The organism is Streptomyces sp. NPDC017991 (assembly GCF_044328075.1).
Taxonomy (GTDB): domain Bacteria; phylum Actinomycetota; class Actinomycetes; order Streptomycetales; family Streptomycetaceae; genus Streptomyces.
In genome coordinates this window covers 1-18,589 of the sequence record NZ_JBIRGP010000013.1, presented here as the reverse complement: position 1 = coordinate 18,589, position 18,589 = coordinate 1, and the positions used below count along the sequence as shown (strand labels likewise).

The 18,589-nt window shown below is 69.9% G+C and carries 17 protein-coding genes; 3 read left to right on the top strand and 14 right to left on the bottom strand.

All coding sequences use genetic code 11. From position 1 onward, the window contains the following. Positions 1-79: 79 nt before the first annotated feature. The 6 genes from hemB to ACH4DZ_RS32315 all read right to left on the bottom strand — a co-directional run bounded on the left by hemB (position 80) and on the right by ACH4DZ_RS32315 (position 7,192). A complete protein-coding gene (gene hemB, locus ACH4DZ_RS32340; RefSeq protein ID WP_398291158.1) occupies positions 80-1,072 on the bottom strand; it encodes a porphobilinogen synthase in 993 nt (330 codons plus the stop codon). A gap of 227 nt (positions 1,073-1,299) precedes the next feature. Further along, complete coding sequence (locus tag ACH4DZ_RS32335) at positions 1,300-2,988, bottom strand: uroporphyrinogen-III synthase (protein WP_398291156.1); 1,689 nt, start codon at positions 2,986-2,988, stop codon at positions 1,300-1,302. Then, positions 2,985-3,944, bottom strand: coding sequence for a hydroxymethylbilane synthase (hemC, locus tag ACH4DZ_RS32330; RefSeq protein ID WP_398291154.1), 960 nt, complete (start codon positions 3,942-3,944; stop codon positions 2,985-2,987). The genes ACH4DZ_RS32335 and hemC overlap by 4 nt, the downstream gene beginning before the upstream one ends. Further along, positions 3,941-5,827 (bottom strand): glutamyl-tRNA reductase, encoded by a 1,887-nt coding sequence (locus ACH4DZ_RS32325; RefSeq protein ID WP_398291152.1) that lies wholly within the window; start codon positions 5,825-5,827, stop codon positions 3,941-3,943. Before ACH4DZ_RS32325 ends, hemC begins: the two co-directional genes overlap by 4 nt. After that, entirely contained in the window at positions 5,824-6,591 is a 768-nt protein-coding gene (locus ACH4DZ_RS32320; RefSeq protein ID WP_210881859.1) for a redox-sensing transcriptional repressor Rex, read from the bottom strand. The genes ACH4DZ_RS32325 and ACH4DZ_RS32320 overlap by 4 nt, the downstream gene beginning before the upstream one ends. 331 nt (positions 6,592-6,922) lie before the next feature. After that, complete coding sequence (locus tag ACH4DZ_RS32315) at positions 6,923-7,192, bottom strand: glutaredoxin family protein (RefSeq protein WP_398291150.1); 270 nt, start codon at positions 7,190-7,192, stop codon at positions 6,923-6,925. Positions 7,193-7,609: 417 nt separating this feature from the next. Between ACH4DZ_RS32315 and ACH4DZ_RS32310 the strand changes: the two genes are divergently transcribed. The 3 genes from ACH4DZ_RS32310 (at position 7,610) to ACH4DZ_RS32300 (ending at position 11,160) form a co-directional block, all read left to right on the top strand. After that, a complete protein-coding gene (locus ACH4DZ_RS32310) occupies positions 7,610-8,545 on the top strand; it encodes an HAD family hydrolase (protein WP_398291148.1) in 936 nt (311 codons plus the stop codon). 286 nt (positions 8,546-8,831) lie between these two features. Then, positions 8,832-9,608, top strand: coding sequence for an ECF subfamily RNA polymerase sigma factor, BldN family (locus ACH4DZ_RS32305; protein ID WP_107020822.1), 777 nt, complete (start codon positions 8,832-8,834; stop codon positions 9,606-9,608). A gap of 316 nt (positions 9,609-9,924) precedes the next feature. Next, on the top strand, positions 9,925-11,160 hold the full coding sequence (locus ACH4DZ_RS32300; RefSeq protein ID WP_398291146.1) for a DUF5667 domain-containing protein: 1,236 nt from the start codon (positions 9,925-9,927) through the stop codon (positions 11,158-11,160). Between the two features lie 100 nt (positions 11,161-11,260). Here the strand turns inward: ACH4DZ_RS32300 and ACH4DZ_RS32295 are convergent, their stop codons facing one another. The 8 genes from ACH4DZ_RS32295 to ACH4DZ_RS32260 form a co-directional block, all read right to left on the bottom strand. Beyond that, the gene (locus ACH4DZ_RS32295; RefSeq protein WP_398291144.1) at positions 11,261-12,346 is read right to left on the bottom strand and encodes a lysophospholipid acyltransferase family protein; all 1,086 of its coding nucleotides are present in this window, start codon (positions 12,344-12,346) and stop codon (positions 11,261-11,263) included. Between the two features lie 25 nt (positions 12,347-12,371). Then, positions 12,372-13,433: an NAD-dependent epimerase/dehydratase family protein gene (locus ACH4DZ_RS32290; protein ID WP_398291142.1), complete on the bottom strand. Its 1,062-nt coding sequence runs from the start codon at positions 13,431-13,433 to the stop codon at positions 12,372-12,374. A 338-nt stretch (positions 13,434-13,771) separates the two neighbouring features. Next, a complete protein-coding gene (locus ACH4DZ_RS32285) occupies positions 13,772-13,870 on the bottom strand; it encodes a 30S ribosomal protein bS22 (RefSeq protein ID WP_003948845.1) in 99 nt (32 codons plus the stop codon). Between the two features lie 165 nt (positions 13,871-14,035). Continuing rightward, on the bottom strand, positions 14,036-14,245 hold the full coding sequence (locus tag ACH4DZ_RS32280; protein ID WP_037674604.1) for a helix-turn-helix domain-containing protein: 210 nt from the start codon (positions 14,243-14,245) through the stop codon (positions 14,036-14,038). A 129-nt stretch (positions 14,246-14,374) separates the two neighbouring features. Further along, the gene (locus ACH4DZ_RS32275; protein WP_398291140.1) at positions 14,375-15,190 is read right to left on the bottom strand and encodes a phosphatase; all 816 of its coding nucleotides are present in this window, start codon (positions 15,188-15,190) and stop codon (positions 14,375-14,377) included. A gap of 177 nt (positions 15,191-15,367) precedes the next feature. Next, entirely contained in the window at positions 15,368-16,540 is a 1,173-nt protein-coding gene (locus ACH4DZ_RS32270) for an acetoin utilization protein AcuC (RefSeq protein WP_398291138.1), read from the bottom strand. Next, a complete protein-coding gene (locus ACH4DZ_RS32265; RefSeq protein ID WP_398291136.1) occupies positions 16,491-17,735 on the bottom strand; it encodes an MFS transporter in 1,245 nt (414 codons plus the stop codon). Before ACH4DZ_RS32265 ends, ACH4DZ_RS32270 begins: the two co-directional genes overlap by 50 nt. Positions 17,736-17,813: 78 nt before the next feature. After that, positions 17,814-18,461: an HAD family hydrolase gene (locus ACH4DZ_RS32260; RefSeq protein ID WP_398291134.1), complete on the bottom strand. Its 648-nt coding sequence runs from the start codon at positions 18,459-18,461 to the stop codon at positions 17,814-17,816. Positions 18,462-18,589 lie beyond the last annotated feature (128 nt).

Sequence of the window (18,589 nt, the reverse complement as noted above, 5' to 3'; positions counted from 1 at the left end):
CACTCCCCGAAGTGCACCCCTCGCACCCAACCGCCCCCGGCGCACCCCCAACACGCCCCCGGCCCAGCCGCTACGACGCTCAACGCAGCTTCTGCGCCACCTCGGTGGCCCAGTACGTGAGGATGTTCCGGGCCCCGGCCCGCCGAATCCCGGTCAGCGTCTCCAGGATCGCCGCATCCCGATCGATCCACCCTTTTTCGGCGGCAGCCTCGATCATCGAATACTCACCGGAGATCTGGTAAGCGACGACGGGCACATCCACCGCATCCGCGACACGCGCGAGGATATCCAGATAGGGCCCGGCGGGTTTCACCATCACCATGTCGGCGCCCTCTTCGAGATCGAGCGCCAACTCCTTCAGCGATTCCCGCGCATTGGCGGGGTCCTGCTGATAGGTCTTCCGATCCCCCTTCAACGAGGACCCGACGGCCTCCCGAAACGGCCCGAAGAAGGCGGAGGAATACTTGACGGTATAGGCGAGCACCGCCACGTCCTCGCGCCCGATCTGATCGAGAGCGTCACGGACGACCCCGACCTGGCCGTCCATCATCCCGCTGGGCCCCACCACATGCGCCCCGGCATCGGCCTGCACCTGAGCCATCTCGGCATACCGCTCCAGGGTCGCGTCGTTGTCGACACGCCCCTCCGCGTCCAGCACACCGCAATGCCCATGGTCGGTGGTCTCGTCGAGACAGAGATCGGACATCACCAACAGCTCGTCCCCGACCTCGCTCCGCACGTCCCGGAGGGCAACCTGCAGAATCCCGTCGGGATCGGTCCCGGCCGTCCCCAGGGCATCCTTCTTCGCCTCGTCCGGCACACCGAACAGCATGATCCCGGAGATCCCGGCGGCCACCGCCTCAGCGGCGGCCTTCTTCAGACTGTCCCGGGTGTGCTGCACCACGCCGGGCATCGCGGCAATGGGCACAGGCTCGGAGACACCTTCACGCACGAAGGCGGGAAGGATGAGATCTGCGGGATGCAGCCGGGTCTCGGCAACCATGCGCCGCATCACAGGACTGGTCCGCAGCCGCCGCGGCCGGCTGCCGGGAAAGGATCCGTACGTCGTCATGAGACCACGCTACGCCCGCCCACCCCATGCGGTTGCCGACGACCAGTCGGAGCCGGGCACCCCCCGAGCCACACGCGCGGCAACCCCGAACCACGGGTGCGGCGCCCTCGAACCACGGGTGCGGCGCCCTCGAACCACGGGTGCGGCGCCCTCGACTTCACGGCCTCGACGTACCGGCAAGGCCCCGACCCACAACAGCCGGACCACGTAAGGGACCACGTAACGGACTACGTAGTGGTACGCCTCCGCCGGGACCCCGGCCGCCGCTCACTCGGCCGGGTAACAGGATCCCCGGCCTCAAGAGCGGAGGCCCGCCGCCGAAGCCCGAACTCCGCCAGCGCCTCGGCCAGCCGATGCACGGACGGCTCGGGCGACATGACGTCAACGCGCAACCCGTGCTCTTCCGCGGTCTTCGCGGTAGCCGGACCAATACACGCGATCACGGTCACATTGTGCGGCTTCCCGGCAATACCGACCAGATTCCGCACGGTGCTCGACGAAGTGAAGAGAACAGCGTCGAACCCCCCACCCTTGATCGCCTCGCGCGTATCGGCGGGCGGTGGCGAAGCCCTCACCGTCCGATAGGCCGTGACGTCGTCGACCTCCCAGCCCAGCTCGATCAGCCCGGCGACCAACGTCTCCGTGGCGATATCGGCCCGCGGCAGAAACACCCGGTCGATCGGATCAAAAACGGGATCGTACGGCGGCCAGTCCTCAAGCAGCCCCGCGGCGGACTGCTCCCCACTGGGCACCAGATCGGGCTTGACCCCGAAAGCGATCAGCGCCTTTGCGGTCTGCTCACCCACAGCGGCGACCTTGATCCCCGCGAAAGCGCGCGCGTCGAGCCCGTACTCCTCGAACTTCTCCCGCACAGCCTTGACGGCGTTCACCGACGTGAAGGCGATCCACTCGTACCGCCCGGTGACGAGCCCCTTGACCGCCCGCTCCATCTGCTGAGGCGTACGCGGCGGCTCCACAGCGATCGTGGGCACCTCGTGCGGCACGGCCCCGTACGACCGCAGCTGGTCGGAGAGCGACGCCGCCTGCTCCTTCGTACGCGGCACGAGCACCTTCCAGCCGAACAGCGGCTTGGACTCGAACCATGAGAGCTGGTCGCGCTGGGCGGCGGAGGAACGCTCACCGACCACGGCTATCACCGGCCGGCCGCCCTCGGGCGAGGGCAGCACCTTGGCCTGCTTCAGCGTCTGCGCGATGGTGCCGAGCGTCGCGCACCAGGTCCGCTGCCGCGTGGTGGTACCGGCGACGGTGACGGTCATCGGGGTATCGGGCTTACGCCCGGCAGCCACGAGCTCGCCCGCAGCGGCCCCCACGGAATCGAGAGCCGCGGAAACGACCACGGTCCCGTCGGACGCCCCGACCTCGGTCCAACAGCGCGCGGACGCGGTACGGGCGTCGACGAACCGCACGTCCGCACCCTCGGCGTCCCGCAACGGCACACCCGCGTACGCGGGCACACCCACAGCGGCGGCGACACCGGGAACGACCTCGAAGGGCACACCCGCGGCGGCGCAGGCGAGCATCTCGCCCGCCGCGTACGCGTCGAGTCCGGGGTCACCCGAGACCGCACGGACGACCCGCCTGCCGCCCCTCGCGGCCTCCATGACAATATTGGCCGCGTCCTTCGACGCGGGGACGCCAGAGGTGGCTGACGTGCCGTCAACTACCTTCAGCTGAGGCGTGTCCGGGCTCGCGCCCGTATCGGTGTCGAGCACGGTGACGTTTCGTCTGGCGTGCGTGCGGACGACGTCGAGCACTTCGGGTTCGGCGACCAGGACATCAGCGTTCCCCAGCGCCTCCACGGCGCGCAGAGTCAGCAGTCCCGGATCACCGGGTCCGGCACCGAGGAAGGTGACGTGCCCGTGTTCGAGGCCGATGGGAAGGGTGGTGGGGCTCAATGTACTCGCTCCCCCATCAGACCGGCCGCGCCCTTGGCAAGCATCTCGGCAGCGAGTTCACGGCCGAGCGCCATTGCTTGGTCATGTGTCTCGGGCACGGGACCGGTGGTGGACAACTGCACCAGCGTCGAGCCGTCGGTCGTGCCGACGACGCCGCGCAGGCGCAATTCCTTGACAGTCTGCCCGTCGGCCAGCAGGTCGGCGAAGGCACCCACAGGGGCGCTGCAGCCGGCCTCCAGGGCGGCGAGCAGGGACCGCTCGGCGGTCACGGCGGCCCGGGTGTACGGGTCGTCGAGCTCGGCGAGCGCAGCGACGAGGTCCGCGTTGTCTGCGGCGCACTCGATCGCGAGGGCCCCCTGGCCGGGGGCGGGCAAAATGATGTCGACCGGCAGGAAATCGGTCACTTCGTGGGTCCGGCCGACACGCTGCAGTCCAGCGGCGGCGAGTACGACACCGTCCAGTTCGCCACCCCGCACGAACCCGATCCGCGTGTCGATGTTCCCGCGGATCGGAACGGTCTCGATCGTCAGCCCGAGGTCACGCGCGTGCGCGTTCAGCTGCGCCATGCGGCGCGGCGAGCCGGTACCGATCCTCGCCCCGTCCGGAAGCTCGGCGAACGTCAGACCGTCGCGGGCGATCAGCACGTCACGGGCGTCCGCGCGGACGGGTACGGCGGCCAGCGCGAGCTCGTCGGGCTGCCCGGTCGGCAGGTCCTTGAGGGAGTGCACGGCGAAGTCGACCTCCCCGCGCAGCAGCGCGTCGCGCAGGGCGGTCACGAAGACGCCCGTGCCGCCGATCTGCGCGAGGTGCTCACGGGACGTGTCCCCGTAGGTAGTGATCTCCACCAGCTCGACGGGCCGTCCGGTCACCTGGCTCACGGCGTCCGCCACCTGCCCGGACTGGGCCATGGCGAGTCTGCTCCGCCTGGTCCCGAGCCTCAGTGCCTGCTCAGTCATGCTCGCCCTCGGTTTTCGGCGCTCTCGAAGTTGTTGCTGTCGAAGTTCCTGCCGACAACGCGCCCGCTGTCGTCGAACCCGCCGTCGCCACGACGACCGTCAACCGCATCACTGTCGGTGTCGGCGTCCCGGCCCTCGGCGCGTGAGACGGCGGCGACCGTCTCCTGGTCCAGGTCGAACAGGGTCCGCAGCGCGTCCGCGTACCCGGCACCGCCGGGCTCGGCGGCCAGCTGCTTGACCCGTACGGTCGGCGCGTGGAGCAGTTTGTCCACGACGCGTCGCACGGTCTGGGTGATCTCGCTGCGCTGCTTGTCGTCGAGGCCGGGGAGCCGGCCGTCGAGCCGGGCGATCTCGCCCGCGACGACGTCGGCCGCCATCGTGCGCAGCGCCACGACGGTCGGAGTGATGTGTGCGGCGCGCAGCGCGGCGCCGAAGGCGGCGACCTCGTCGGAGACGATCCGTCGCACCTGGTCCACGTCGGCGGCCATGGGCGCGTCGGCGGACGCCTCGGCGAGGGACTCGATGTCCACCAGCCGCACCCCAGGCAGCCGGTGCGCGGCCGCGTCGATGTCACGGGGCATGGCGAGGTCGAGCAGCGAGAGCACGGGGGCGGGCCTGGGCAGCTCCGCGACGGGCTCGGGCCGGCGCCGCTCGGGCACCCGTCCGAGAACGGCCGCCGCGGCGGCGAGGGCGGTGATGGCCTCGGCCTCGGCGGCCGGGTCGAGGAGCGCGACCGAGCCGGTCTGGCCCTCGGCGGCCGTCGCCGCCACGCCCTTGTCCACCCAGGCGGCGTGCTGTTCGAGTTCGGACGCGGCCATCCCGGCCACGGCGGCCTCACCGAGCACGGAGAACCCGGCGGTGCCCTGCACGGTCTGCACGCTCTGTACGGTCTGCGCGGCGGGGTCGAGGGGACAGTTCTCCTCGGTGCCGACGCTGGTGGGCGGCAGTTCCCCCCGTACGACGGACGCACCGCGCGCACCGGCACCCGGGGCCGGAGCGGGGGCGGGCACCCGGACGGCACGGCCCTCCATCGCGGTGGCGACGACCTCGGCGGTGAGGACGAGACCGGTCGCGCCGGTGCACGACACGACGACATCGGCACGTGTCAGTTCATCCGCGACGGCGTCGATCGGCACGGCACGGGCCGGCACGTCGGTGCCGCCCTGCCTCGCCGAACTCTGCGCGTACTGCTCCACGAGCAGCGTGGCGAGCCGTTCGGCCCGGTCGAACGTCCGGTTGGCGACGACCACTTCGGCCACGCCCGCGCGCGCGAGGGTGGCGGCGGCCAGCGAGGACATCGAGCCGGCGCCGATCACGAGGACCCGCTTGTCCCGGGCCCAGGCCTCGACCGTCGCGCCCTCGGCGAACTGCTCCAGGCCGAAGGTCACCAGGGACTGCCCGGCCCGGTCGATGCCGGTCTCGGAGTGAGCGCGCTTGCCGACCCGCAGCGCCTGCTGGAACAGGTCGTTCAGCAGCCGGCCGGCCGAGTGCAGCTCCTGCGCGGTGGCGAGCGCGTCCTTGATCTGGCCGAGGATCTGTCCCTCGCCGACGACCATCGAGTCGAGCCCGCACGCCACCGAGAACAGATGGTGGACGGCCCGGTCCTCGTAATGCACGTACAGGTAAGGGGTGAGCTCTTCCAGTCCGACCCCGCTGTGCTGCGCGAGCAGCGTGGAGAGCTCGGCGACACCGGCGTGGAACTTGTCCACGTCGGCGTACAGCTCGATCCGGTTGCAGGTGGCGAGCACCGCGGCCTCGGTGGCCGGTTCGGCGGCGACCGTGTCCTGGAGCAGCTTGACCTGGGCGTCCGCGGACAGCGCGGCGCGCTCCAGGACGCTGACCGGAGCGCTGCGGTGGCTCAGCCCGACGACGAGGAGACTCATGCCGGCATCACGGCGGGGACGTCCCCGTCGGGCCCTTTCCCGGCCTCCTTGGCCGCCGCGGCCTCGGCCGCGAGCACGGCGTCGGCCTGCGCCTCGGCCTCCTCGCCGGCCTTGCGCTGCTCGTGGAAGGCGAGGATCTGCAGCTCGATGGAGAGGTCGACCTTGCGTACGTCGACGCCGTCCGGCACGGACAGCACGGTCGGCGCGAAGTTCAGGATGGAGGTCACACCGGCGGCGACGAGCCGCTCGCAGACCTGCTGGGCGGCCCCGGCGGGGGTCGCGATGACACCGATCGACACACCGTTGTCGTCGATGATCTTTTCCAGCTCGTCGGTGTGCTGCACGGGGATCCCGGCGACGGGCTTCCCGGCCATCGCGGGATCGGCGTCGATCAGCGCCGCGACCCGGAACCCACGCGACGCGAACCCGCCGTAGTTGGCCAGAGCGGCACCGAGATTTCCTATCCCGACGATCACTACCGGCCAGTCCTGGGTCAGGCCCAGCTCGCGGGAGATCTGGTAGACGAGGTATTCGACGTCGTAGCCGACACCGCGCGTCCCGTACGACCCGAGGTACGAGAAGTCCTTGCGCAGCTTGGCGGAGTTGACCCCCGCCGCGGCCGCGAGTTCCTCGGAGGAGACCGTGGGTACCGAGCGCTCCGACAGAGCGGTGAGGGCTCGGAGATACAGGGGAAGCCTGGCGACGGTGGCCTCGGGAATCCCTCGGCTGCGGGTCGCCGTTCGGTGAGTTCGGCCAGTTGCCACGGTGCTCCTGCGGGTAGCGCGGGGCTTCAGGCGGTCACACGTTCCTGGACCGCCCCGTCGAATGCAGGCTATGTCTTTGTGAACGCGTGCACAAAGATGGTGTCCGATTTGCCCGGCCAACGTGACCGGGGTCACGCACCCCCGGCGCACCCGTACGGAACGGGCGCTCACGCACCTTCGTTCCTCACATCTTGGGGGCAAAACCGCACACTCTCCTCTACGATCCCCGCCCCCGAGTCCGAACCGCCCTCGATCCTAAGTGACATTCCGGCCCCTCCGGACTGCTCGGTCAGGCCACGGTCCGATTACTCCTGCGTCCCGGCGGCCACCCCTACGCCGTGAGCGCCCGCCGCAGCCGGCCCTCGTCCACCCGCCAGAACGTGTGCTGCGCCCCGTCCACCAGCACCACCGGGATCTGCTCCCAGTACTCGCGGTGCAGCTCCGCGTCCTCGGTGATGTCCTTCTTCTCCCAGCGCACCCCGAGCTCACCGCAGACCTTCTCCACAACACCCTGTGCGTCTTCACACAAATGACAGCCGGGCTTCCCAATCAAGGTAACGACCCGCTCCCGCCGCCCACCATGCCGAAAAATAGACCTCATCCCCCCATTCTCCAGCGCGAAAGGCCGTGCGTCGGGCGCGGGCCGCCGTGGGCCGGCCGCGCCGTTCCCCGCGCCCCTAAAAACAGGGACCCGGCGCACAGCCCTTCCCCAGGGCCGCGGGGAAGCGCAATCTCTCAGGGGCGCGGGGAACTGCGCACGTGCACACCGGTCGGGCCCCCCACCTTCAAGCCCACGACGCCCCCAGCTCCCAAGGGGCGCGGGGAACGGCGCAATCTTTAAGGGGCGCGGGGAACTGCGCGACAGGCCCCCACCGGCCGGCACCCGACGAACACCCCCGGCGAAGCCACAAGCGCGGCCCCCCAAGGCGAAGCCCTGCAACAACACCGCCGCAAAGAGTTCACCGCATCCAAACCTCCCGGCTCCAGCCGCACCGAACAAACTGGCTATGCTCACGCCATGGCCGCTCTCGGATGGCTCACCCCCCGTAGGCGCTCCGCGACAGCGCGAAGCGTGCTGGCAGGCGAGGCCTCGGCTGAGGCAGCGCGCAAGACCTCCCAGGAACTGGAAGAACTCGCACACGCCGCACCCGGAACCGCCGAACCGGACTTCCCCGTCCACGGCGACGACCAGGCCGCCGCGTTCTTCGACCTGGACAACACCGTGATGCAGGGCGCCGCGATCTTCCACTTCGGCCGCGGTCTGTACAAGCGCAAGTTCTTCGAGTCCCGCGACCTGTACCGGTTCGCCTGGCAGCAGGCCTGGTTCCGGCTGGCCGGCGTCGAGGACCCCGAGCACATGCAGGACGCCCGTGACTCCGCCCTGTCCATCGTCAAGGGCCACCGCGTCGCCGAACTGATGTCGATCGGCGAGGAGATCTACGACGAGTACATGGCCGAGCGCATCTGGCCCGGCACCCGCGCACTGGCCCAGGCCCACCTGGACGCGGGCCAGAAGGTGTGGCTCGTCACGGCCGCCCCGGTCGAGATCGCCACGGTGATCGCCCGCCGCCTCGGCCTGACCGGCGCCCTCGGCACGGTCGCGGAATCGGTCGACGGCGTATACACCGGCAAGCTCGTCGGCGAGCCCCTGCACGGCCCCGCGAAGGCGGAGGCGGTCCGCGCCCTGGCCGCGGCGGAGGGCCTGCACCTCGGCCGCTGCGCCGCGTACAGCGACTCCCACAACGACATCCCGATGCTGTCGCTGGTCGGGCACCCCTACGCGATCAACCCGGACGCCAAGCTCCGCAAGCACGCCCGCACGCTCGACTGGCGGCTGCGCGACTACCGCACGGGCCGCAAGGCCGCGAAGGTCGGCATCCCCGCGGCCGCGGGGGTCGGCGCGGTCGCCGGCGGCACCGCCGCCGCCATCGCCCTGCACCGCCGACGCCGGTAGCGCGTCCTTCCGGGGCACGCCTGTCACGTTGACGGCACCCGGCCACAACACGCCCCGGACTCAGACGGAACGCGAACCGAATCGATCAACAACCGGTCACTATCCGGCACTTGATCAGGCGTCATTCGGTTACAGAAGCGACGTAATCGATGATTTGAGCAACTGGGTGTAGCACTGCCTGTACGAAGCGTTATTCTCCTCAGACGCATAACGGACCCCACTCTTCGCTACGACGGGTGAACGGTCCGGTACTGCACGTGATGGAAGCTCTGCCTCTGGGAGTCCCGTGTACCCACACGTCGGGGTTGACGCCTCGGGCCTGGCTACGCTGCGCGCAACGGTCCTCGACCGCTTGCGCGGCTTCGTCCCCACCGCGTACGCCGTCCCCGCCCTCGCTGTCTCCGTCGCGCCCGTCGGCCCGTGCTACGCACTGGCCGAAGGCAGCGCGGCGGTAGGCAGACGAGGACGTTCGAGCGCGCCAGCCACCCCCGCACGCCGCCCGGCCGCAGACAGTGACAGCGCCCGGATGATGGATCTCGTGGAGCGCGCACAGGCCGGTGAGGCCGAGGCCTTCGGCCGGCTCTACGACCAGTACAGCGACACTGTGTACCGCTACATCTACTACCGCGTCGGCGGAAAGGCGACCGCGGAAGACCTGACGAGCGAGACGTTCCTGCGCGCACTGCGCCGCATCGGAACGTTCACCTGGCAGGGCCGTGACTTCGGCGCCTGGCTGGTCACCATCGCCCGCAACCTCGTCGCGGACCACTTCAAGTCGAGCCGTTTCCGGCTCGAAGTGACCACCGGCGAGATGCTCGACGCCAACGAGGTCGAGCGCTCCCCCGAGGACTCCGTCCTGGAGTCCCTCTCGAACGCGGCGCTGCTGGACGCCGTTCGCCGCCTCAACCCCCAGCAGCAGGAGTGCGTGACCCTGCGATTCCTCCAGGGCCTTTCGGTCGCCGAGACCGCCCGTGTCATGGGCAAGAACGAGGGCGCGATCAAGACCCTCCAGTACCGGGCGGTGCGCACCCTGGCCCGGCTCCTCCCGGAAGACGCCCGCTGAGACCCCGTACCCCCGCCGGCTCGCCGCCACGCGGCCGGCCCGCCGTACCGTCCCCGGTACGACTCCGGTGCGTCCCCGTATGAATCCATACGCTCAGCGACGTTCAACTCACCCTCCGTGAAAGTCTGTTGACTTCGCGGTCCGATCATCCGTCGTCCGTAACCCAAGTGCCGAGCCGCTCGTTGTGCGGGATACAGGCTCCCTGTGGTCACACCCTGACCGTCTTCGATCACCCGATCGAGTTCTCGTGGTCAGGGGGTGCAACCCTCAGGACCCCCTGGGGAGCCGACCGTCATGACGAGAGGAGGTGCCGCCAGTGATCGCGAACGTATCGGCGCACCGGCGGACGAACGCCTTCGCCCAGGCCCTGGAGGAGCAGTCCGACAGGGGCACGGCGGCCGAGCAGTCCGAAGGACCTGCTCCGGCTGTCGCGGACCGGTCCGAGCAGAGCCGGATGCTGTCCCTGGCGACCGGCCTCGGCGAGCTGCCCAAACCCCAGATGGACCCCGAGGTGAAGGTCGTCCAGAGGGCCCAGCTGGTGGCCGCCATGGAGGCCATGCTGCTGGAGGGCACGGCCGCGGGAGGCGATGCGACGGGCCTGTCGGTCCCGGAGCAACGGTCCCATCGGGGCAGGGGCGCGCACAGGGCGACCGGACTGGGGAAACTGCGGCCCCGTTCCCGGCTGTCGAAGGGGCTCGCCGCAGGCGGACTCACCGTGGGTGTGGCCGCCGGAGCCTTCAGCGGGGTCGCCGCTGCCAGCTCCGACGCCCTGCCCGGTGACTCGCTCTACGGGCTCAAGCGCGGAATGGAGGACCTCAAGCTGGGCATGGCCGACGGCAGCAGCGACCGCGGCGAGCTCTATCTCGACCAGGCCTCCACCCGGCTGAGCGAGGCGCGCCGCCTGATGGAGCGCGGCCGCTCGGGCCCCCTGGACCACGAGTCCCTGGGCGAGATCAGGCGTGCGCTGTTCGGTATGCAGCACGACGCAGGCGAGGGCCACCGTCTACTGCACGAGGCCTACGAGCGGGACCCGGACTCCCTGGGCCCCATCCAGGCGCTCTCCGCCTTCTCGCAGTCGCACCGCGACGCCTGGGGCGCCCTGCGCGACCGGCTGCCCGTCCAGCTCGGTGACGTGAGCCGCCAGGTCAGCTCGGTGTTCGACGCCATAGACGAAGAGGTCGAGCCGCTGCGCGCGCTGCTCCCGCAGCCGCCCGCCCCGGAGGGCACCGGCCGCCACCGCGGCCCGAGTTCCGACTCCCCCGGCTCCTCGGGGTCGGACCGCTCGGTCCCGCCCAGCGCCACGGGCGGCGACTCGTCCGAGGACACCGGCACCGGGACAGGCAGCGGCAGGCCCAAGCCGTCCACGTCCAAGACCGAGGACGACGGCCTGCTCGGCGGCAACACCGGCGGCCTCCTCGACCCGCCCGAGGACGACACCAGCGCCTCTCCGTCAGGCAAGGACACCCCGACCCCCGAGCCGGATGTGACCCTGCCGCCTCTGCTCCCTGGCCTGCTCCCGGGCCTGGGCATCGACAGCGAGGACACGGACTAGCTTCCGCCGGTACGCGGCTGGGGGCGCCCCTTTGGAAAGGGGCGCCCCCAGCCGCGTACAAGCCGCGTACGCGCTCGCCGTCGGTCGGCGGAACCAGCGGTCAGAAGAACACCGAGCGGCGCTGCACGAGCAGCTTGTACAGGGTGTGCTGGATCTGTTCCCTGACCTGGTCCGTCAGGTTGAACATCAGCATGGGGTCCTCGGCCGCCTCCGGCGGATAGCCGTCCGTGCGGATCGGCTCGCCGAACTGGATAGTCCACTTGGTCGGCAGCGGCACGGCGCCCAGCGGACCGAGCCACGGGAACGTCGGCGTGATCGGGAAGTACGGGAACCCAAGCAGCCGCGCGAGGGTCTTCGCGTTGCCGATCATCGGGTAGATCTCCTCCGCGCCCACGATGGAGCACGGGATGATCGGCGTGCCCTGGCGCAGCGCGGTCGACACGAATCCGCCGCGGCCGAAGCGCTGGAGCTTGTAGCGCTCGCTGAACGGCTTGCCGATGCCCTTGAAGCCCTCCGGCATCACACCGACCAGTTCGCCGCGCTGCAGCAGCCGTTCGGCGTCCTCCGCGCACGCGAGGGTGTGGCCGGCCTTGCGGGCCAGCTCGTTGACCCCGGGCAGCATGAAGACCAGGTCGGCCGCGAGCAGCCGCAGGTGCCGGTTGTCGGGATGGTTGTCGTGGACGGCGACCTGCATCATCAGGCCGTCCAGCGGCAGCGTCCCGGAGTGGTTGGCGACAATCAGCGCCCCGCCCTCCGACGGGATGTTCTCGATGCCCTTCACCTCGACGCGGAAGTACTTCTCGTAGAGGGGGCGCACCAGCGACATCAGGACCTGCTCGGTGAGCTCCTGGTCGTAGCCGAAGTCGTCGACCTCGTAGTCGCCGGTCAGGCGCCGTCGCAGGAACGACAGGCCGCCGGCGATCCGCCGCTCCCAGCCACCGCCCTCCGGCTTCTCCACGGCAGCCGATCCGGCCGCCGACTCAGCGGGCGATCCGGCAGCAGGTTCCTCACGCGTCACAGGAACATCATCCTGCGGAATCGTTCGTGCGGGCAGGGGCTGGACCTCGTGAACCGCCGTGGGCTCGCCCTTGCGCCTGTTCCCCGCGCCCCGGCGCCGCGCGGGCCGCTGTACGGCACTCCCGCGGGACCGGTCGTCGTCGAACGGAATGACCTTGGCGTCCGCCATCGTTGATGCGCTCCTCGGTTGGCGCTCAGTTGGCGCTCTGCGTCGGGGGGTGGCCACCGCCCAGTGCGGGCAGTGCGGCGATCCGGTCGACGGCCCCCGCGAGGGCCTCCGGCGGCAGCAGTCCGGGGCCCCGGCTGCGGGCGAAGTCCGCGAACGTCTCCGCGGTCGTGAATTTCGGCCGGTATCCGAGCGTCTCGCGCATCTGGTTCGTCGCCACGACCCGGCCATGGGTGAGCAGCCTCAGCTGCTCGGGCGAGAAGTCCGTCATGCCCACCGTACGCAGTGCCGAGCCCACCCAGCTGATCGCGGGCATCAGCAGCGGGACCGTGGGCCGGCCCAGCCTGCGCGCGCACTGGGAGAGCAGCAGGACGCCGTCGCCGGTGATGTTGAACGTGCCGCTGTTGAGCGTGCCCCGCTCCGGCTCGTGCGAGGCGATCCGCAGTACGTCGATCACGTCGTCCTCGTGCACGAACTGCAGCCGCGGGTCGTAGCCGAGGACGGTCGGCAGCACCGGCAGCGAGAAGTACGCGGCGAGCGGGGTGTCCGCGCCCGGTCCGAGGATGTTGGCGAACCGCAGCACGCACACGGCGACGTCGGGCCGCCGCCGCGCGAACCCTCGTACGTACCCCTCGACCTCGACCGTGTCCTTCGCGAAGCCGCCGCTGGGCAGCGACTTGGGCGGGGTCGTCTCGGTGAAGACGGCCGGGTCACGGGGCGCCGATCCATAGACGTTCGTACTCGACTTCACGACCAGCCGCTTGACCGTCGGCGACTTCTGGCAGGCACCGAGCAGCTGCATGGTGCCGATGACGTTGGTCTCCTTGACCGAGGTCCGGCTGCCGCCGCCCAGCGGAGTGGCCGTCACGTCCAGGTGCACCACCGTGTCCACGGAGTGCTCTGCGAGCAGCCTGGCGAGGGTGGGCTGCCTTATGTCGGCGCGTACGAAATCCGCTCCGCCCAGGTGGTGCTCGGGCGCGACCGCGTCCACGGCGATCACCCGGTCCACCTCGGGGTCACGCTGGATCCGTCGTACGAACCGGCCCCCCAGCTGACGGGCCACTCCGGTCACGAGCACGACCTTCCCCAAGATCAGCGCCTTCCTTCCAGCCGTCGACGACATCTGCTCGTACTCTGCCGTGTTCCCCGTGCCGGTCACGTTAGCCGGTCGGTGTTGCGCTGTGATGACTGCCCGATGCCCGAAGTGACCGCGCCCCCGGACATACGATCAGACCAAGCCATGTGCCGCACGGAACGTACGCCCAGGCATACGCACGGCGTTCGTACCGCCGGACATCAAGGGGCCCGGAGTCCGTCCGGGGCACACGACTGTGGCCCCCCACCAACCGGTGGGGGGCCACAGAGCGCACTGTCGCGGCGTCGCCCACGCCCCGCTCGCGCGAGGTGGGCGACCGCCGCAGGTCGCGACTACTTCTTGTTGCGTCGCTGAACGCGAGTGCGCTTGAGCAGCTTGCGGTGCTTCTTCTTGGCCATCCGCTTACGCCGCTTCTTGATAACAGAGCCCACGACTACCCTCGCTCACTTCTCTTTACTCGTTGCTGGGCTGCATGGGCCCACACGACTTATGAGGGGCCAGCCTACCCGCCTGAGCGCCAGAGGTTGTAATCGAGGGGTTCCGGGCGAAATCCCGGGGACGCCATCAAGCACCCCGGGACCTCCCCCGGACCACCGTCAGACTGTCTCCACCCCCACGTAGGACTCGCGAAGGTACTCGTGAACCGCTTGCTCCGGGACGCGGAACGACCTCCCCACCCGGATCGCGGGCAGATGACCGCTGTGCACCAAGCGGTACACGGTCATCTTCGACACTCGCATCACCGAGGCGACTTCCGCCACGGTAAGGAACTGAACCTCGTTCAGAGGCCTCTCGCCAGCAGCCATGACACACCTGAACCTTCCGCACTCGACGGTCGCCGGCTTCCCCTTCCGGTGACACTTCGTCGTTGCGTGCTCACTCCCCAGAGTAGGGGCGGGTGATGCGAGTGGGGAAGAGGAGCCCCCATCGGCGGCCTACTGTGACAGACACGCTCGATTGAGTACATAGCGAGTAAGCGGTCGGTAGTAATCAGACCGCACAGCGTCATCAAGTGGAACGACGACGGACACCCGTCCCTCTGCCTCACCGACGAACAGCGCGGGATCATCGGTGTCACCCAGGCCGATGGCCTCGAACCCCAGCTGACCTGCTCCGCAGACCCACCCGTGGTCTCCCACCACGAGCTCCGGAAGCGGCCCGCCGGCCTCCGCGGCGGCGGCCAGAGCGGTGCGAACCGGGAGGGGGGAGTGGGTGTGCGCGCCGGTCTCGTGACCGGCCCCCCGCGCCCCGGGTTCCCGCACCAACGCGACTCCTCGTACGTAGTCAAGGTTGTACGTGCGTAGACCGAACCGGGTCGTTATGTCGACACAGCTACCATACGCGGAGGTGAGGACGGTACACCCGGCCGCCGACAGAGCGTCCGCGAGAGCGGCGTAGAAGCCGAGCAGGCGGTGCGGATGTCCGGTGCCGAGCAGCACCGGGGAACGGTTCCGCGCGGCTTCCGCAAGCCGCTCCGCGAAGGCGTCGAGCGCCGCGAGGGTCCGATCGGGATCGATCACATCAGGCCCGGAAGTATGCCGCGGATCGTCTGATACGCCGCACTTCTCCGCCATCAGGGCGATCAGATCGGACTGCTTCCAGGCCCGTTCGGGATCGAGTCCGATCGTCACTCGCGGATCCCGAGCGGCGAACAGCCGATAACTCCTGAGGCTCACCTCCCGCGAGGTGGCCACGGCCCCGGCCAGCCTCGCCGCCAGCAGATGCGCCCGCAACGCCCCGGTACTCAACACGCCCCGATGCTGCCGCACCCACCGCGCTCCCGCCCCCAAAACTGTCCCAGCACCCCACAGTTGGCGTAACAGCGCCCCAGCCTTTCAGCCCGTCCGGCGTTTGAGGACCGGGGGTTCGGGGGCCGACCCCCGAGTCGTTGACGGGAACGGGTAGGGGCGGCGGGGGCGAGAAAAGCCCTAGGCCAACAACCCCCGCAGCGGAAACGCCGCCCGCCGAGCGGCCAACACGGCCTGATCCAACCGATCCGCAGGGTCATACCCCGCGTCCCATCCCACGAACGACACGGGCCACCGCCCGTCAGTCATCCGCACAGGCCCCAACTGCCGCGTACGGGCGAACACTTCCGCCCGCCACCCCTCAGGGATGACGGAAGACGGCGCCACCTCCCGCCCCGCGGCGATCGCGACAAGATGCGTCCACGACCGCGGCACCACGTCGACCACCGCATACCCGCCCCCACCGAGCGCGACCCACCGCCCCTCGGCGTACTCGTGCGCCAGCTCATGGCACGCCACCTGCACAGCCCGCTGCGCGTCCAGCGACACGGCGAGATGAGCGAGCGGATCCTCGAAGTGCGTATCGGCCCCGTGCTGGGTGACCAGCACCTGCGGCCGGAAGTCGGCGATCAGCTCCGGTACGACGGAGTGGAAGGCCCGCAGCCACCCCGCGTCCCCGGTCCCCGCCGGCAGCGCCACGTTCACGGCGGAGCCCTCCGCCCCCGCGGCCCCGGTCTCCTCGGGCCACCCCGTCTGCGGGAACAGCGTGCGCGGATGCTCGTGCAGCGACACGGTCAGCACCCGCGGGTCCTCCCAGAACGCGGCCTGCACACCGTCACCGTGGTGCACGTCCACATCCACGTACGCGACCCGCTCGGCCCCCAGCTCCAGCAGCCGGGCGATGGCCAGCGCGGCGTCGTTGTAGATGCAGAACCCGGACGCGCCCCCGGGCATCGCGTGGTGCAGCCCGCCCGCGAAGTTCACCGCGTGCAGCGCGTCGCCCCGCCACACGGCCTCGGCGGCGCCCACCGACTGCCCGGCGATCAGGGCGGACACCTCGTGCATACCGGCGAAGGCGGGATCGTCCGTGGTCCCCAGCCCGTACGCCGCGTCGGCCGCCCGGGGATCCACGGAGGCGGCCTTGACCGCCTCGACGTAGTCCTCCCTGTGCACCAACCGCAGGGTGGAGTCACCGGCGGGCTTGGCCGCGACGACATCCACCTCCCGGTCGAGCCCGAAGGCGTCGACCAGGCGCCGGGTCAGCGCCAGCCGGACCGGATCCATCGGATGATCCGGACCGAAGTCATAGCCCGTTACTGCCTCGTCCCACATCAGCTGTGCGCGGCCGCTCATGCCCGTCACCGTATCGGGAAGGTCCAGAAGCGAACGACCGGGCGTAGAACAGTGTCGCGAGCACCAACGCCATCGGTACGAGCATCGCGCCCCGATAGCTCCACGCATCGCCCAGAGCTCCCACCAGGGGCGAACCGATCAGGAACCCCACATAGTTGAAGATGTTCAGTCGCGCGACGGCCGCGTCCGCAGCCCCGGGGAACAGCCTGCCCGCCGCCGCGAAGGTCTGCGGCACGATCACACACAGTCCGAATCCGACAAGAGTGAAGCCGAGCATCCCGACCCAGGCGCCCGGCGCGATCGCCACGACAGCGAAGCCGGCCGCCGCGACGACCGCCCCCACCCGCACGACCGCCACCGCCCCGAACCGCCGCACCCCGAGGTCCCCCACGGCCCGCCCGACCAGCGTGGTGACCATATAGACGTTGTACGGAACGGTCGCCAGCTGCTCCGAGCTGCCGAGCACGTCCTGCAGATACTTGGCACTCCAGTTGGAGACGGTCGAATCGCCGATGTACGCGATGGCCATCACCAGACACAGCGGCAGCAGCAGCTTGAACCCCACTCCCGCGCCACCGGCTCCACCGCCCCCACTGCTCCCAGCGGCCACGTCCGACGCCTGGGCCTCCTTGTGCCTGCTCCCGTCGACGTACCACCGGCTCCCCACGAGCGCGGCGGGCAGCAGCACCAGCACGGCGGGCAGGTACGACACGAACAACGCCAGGTCCCAGTGCGCCCCCACCCACGCGAGCGAGGCCCCGACGATTCCGCCGAGGCTGAACGCGGCATGGAACCCGAGCATGATGCTGCGCCCGTACGTGTGCTGAAGACTCACGCCGAGCATGTTCATGGACGCGTCGAGCGCTCCGACGGCCAGTCCGAAGGCGGCGAGGGCCAGCCCCAGCTCCCACAGCCCGTCACCGGCCGCGACCCCCAGCAGCGCGAGCAGCACGACCGGTTGGGCCCAGCGCAGTACGTGACTCGGCGGCACCCGCTTCACCAGGTGCTCGGTGCAGACGCTCCCGACGCCGGCGAGGATCGGTACGGCGGCGAGGAAGGCGGGCAGCAGCCCGTCGGACACGTCGTACCGGTCCTGGATCGCCGGGATACGGGTCACGAGCAGAGCGAAGGCGACGCCCTGGGCGAAGAAGCTGAACGCCAAGGAAGCCCGGCCACGCCGCAGCACATCTGTCATGGCGGCTCAGCGTAGGGCTCAGGCTTACTCGTGGGTAGACGAACAAGAAGATGAATTCTGCTCAGCTTCGGCCGAGGGTCAGCTCTGGAGGAGTACCAGGAGCTCACCCATCTTTCCGAAGAGCCGGTCGGCACCCGCCAGCCGCTCGCCCGGCGTCATCGCCGTGAAGCCGTACACGTCCATCCCTGCCGCGCGAGCCGCCTGCACCCCGAGCGGACTGTCCTCCACGACAAGGCACTTCTCCGGGGGTACCCCCATCCGTTCGGCCGCGTGGAGGAAGAGATCCGGTGCGGGCTTGCCGCGTCCCACGTCCTGCGAACTGAAGATGCGCGCGTCGTCGAACCACCGGTCGAGCCCGGTCTTCCGGTGCCCCACGCGGATCCGCTCGTGGCTCCCGGACGACGCCACACAGTACGGAATTCCGTCCGCGGCCAGCTTCTCCAGGACTTCCACAGCTCCCGGAACCGGCTCCAGCTCCCGCTCGAAGGCAGCGAACACCCGCCCGTGAAAGACGTCGTCGAAATCGGCGGGCAACCGCTCCCCGGTCCGCTCCTCGACCAGGTCGTGTACGCGATGCATGGCGGCCCCCATGTAGTCGCGCAGGGAGTCCTCGTACGAGGTGGGGTGCCCGAGTTCGGTGAGATACGCGGCGAGCAGGGTGTTGGAGAGGGGCTCGCTGTCCACGAGGACGCCGTCGTTGTCGAAGATCACCAGGTCATAGCGCATGACAAAGACCCTAAGCCGAACTGAAAGCGTCTGAACGCAAAAAAGCCCCCGCACCGAAGTGCGGGGGCTTTCCTGTAATATTTGTTCGGCGGCGTCCTACTCTCCCACAGGGTCCCCCCTGCAGTACC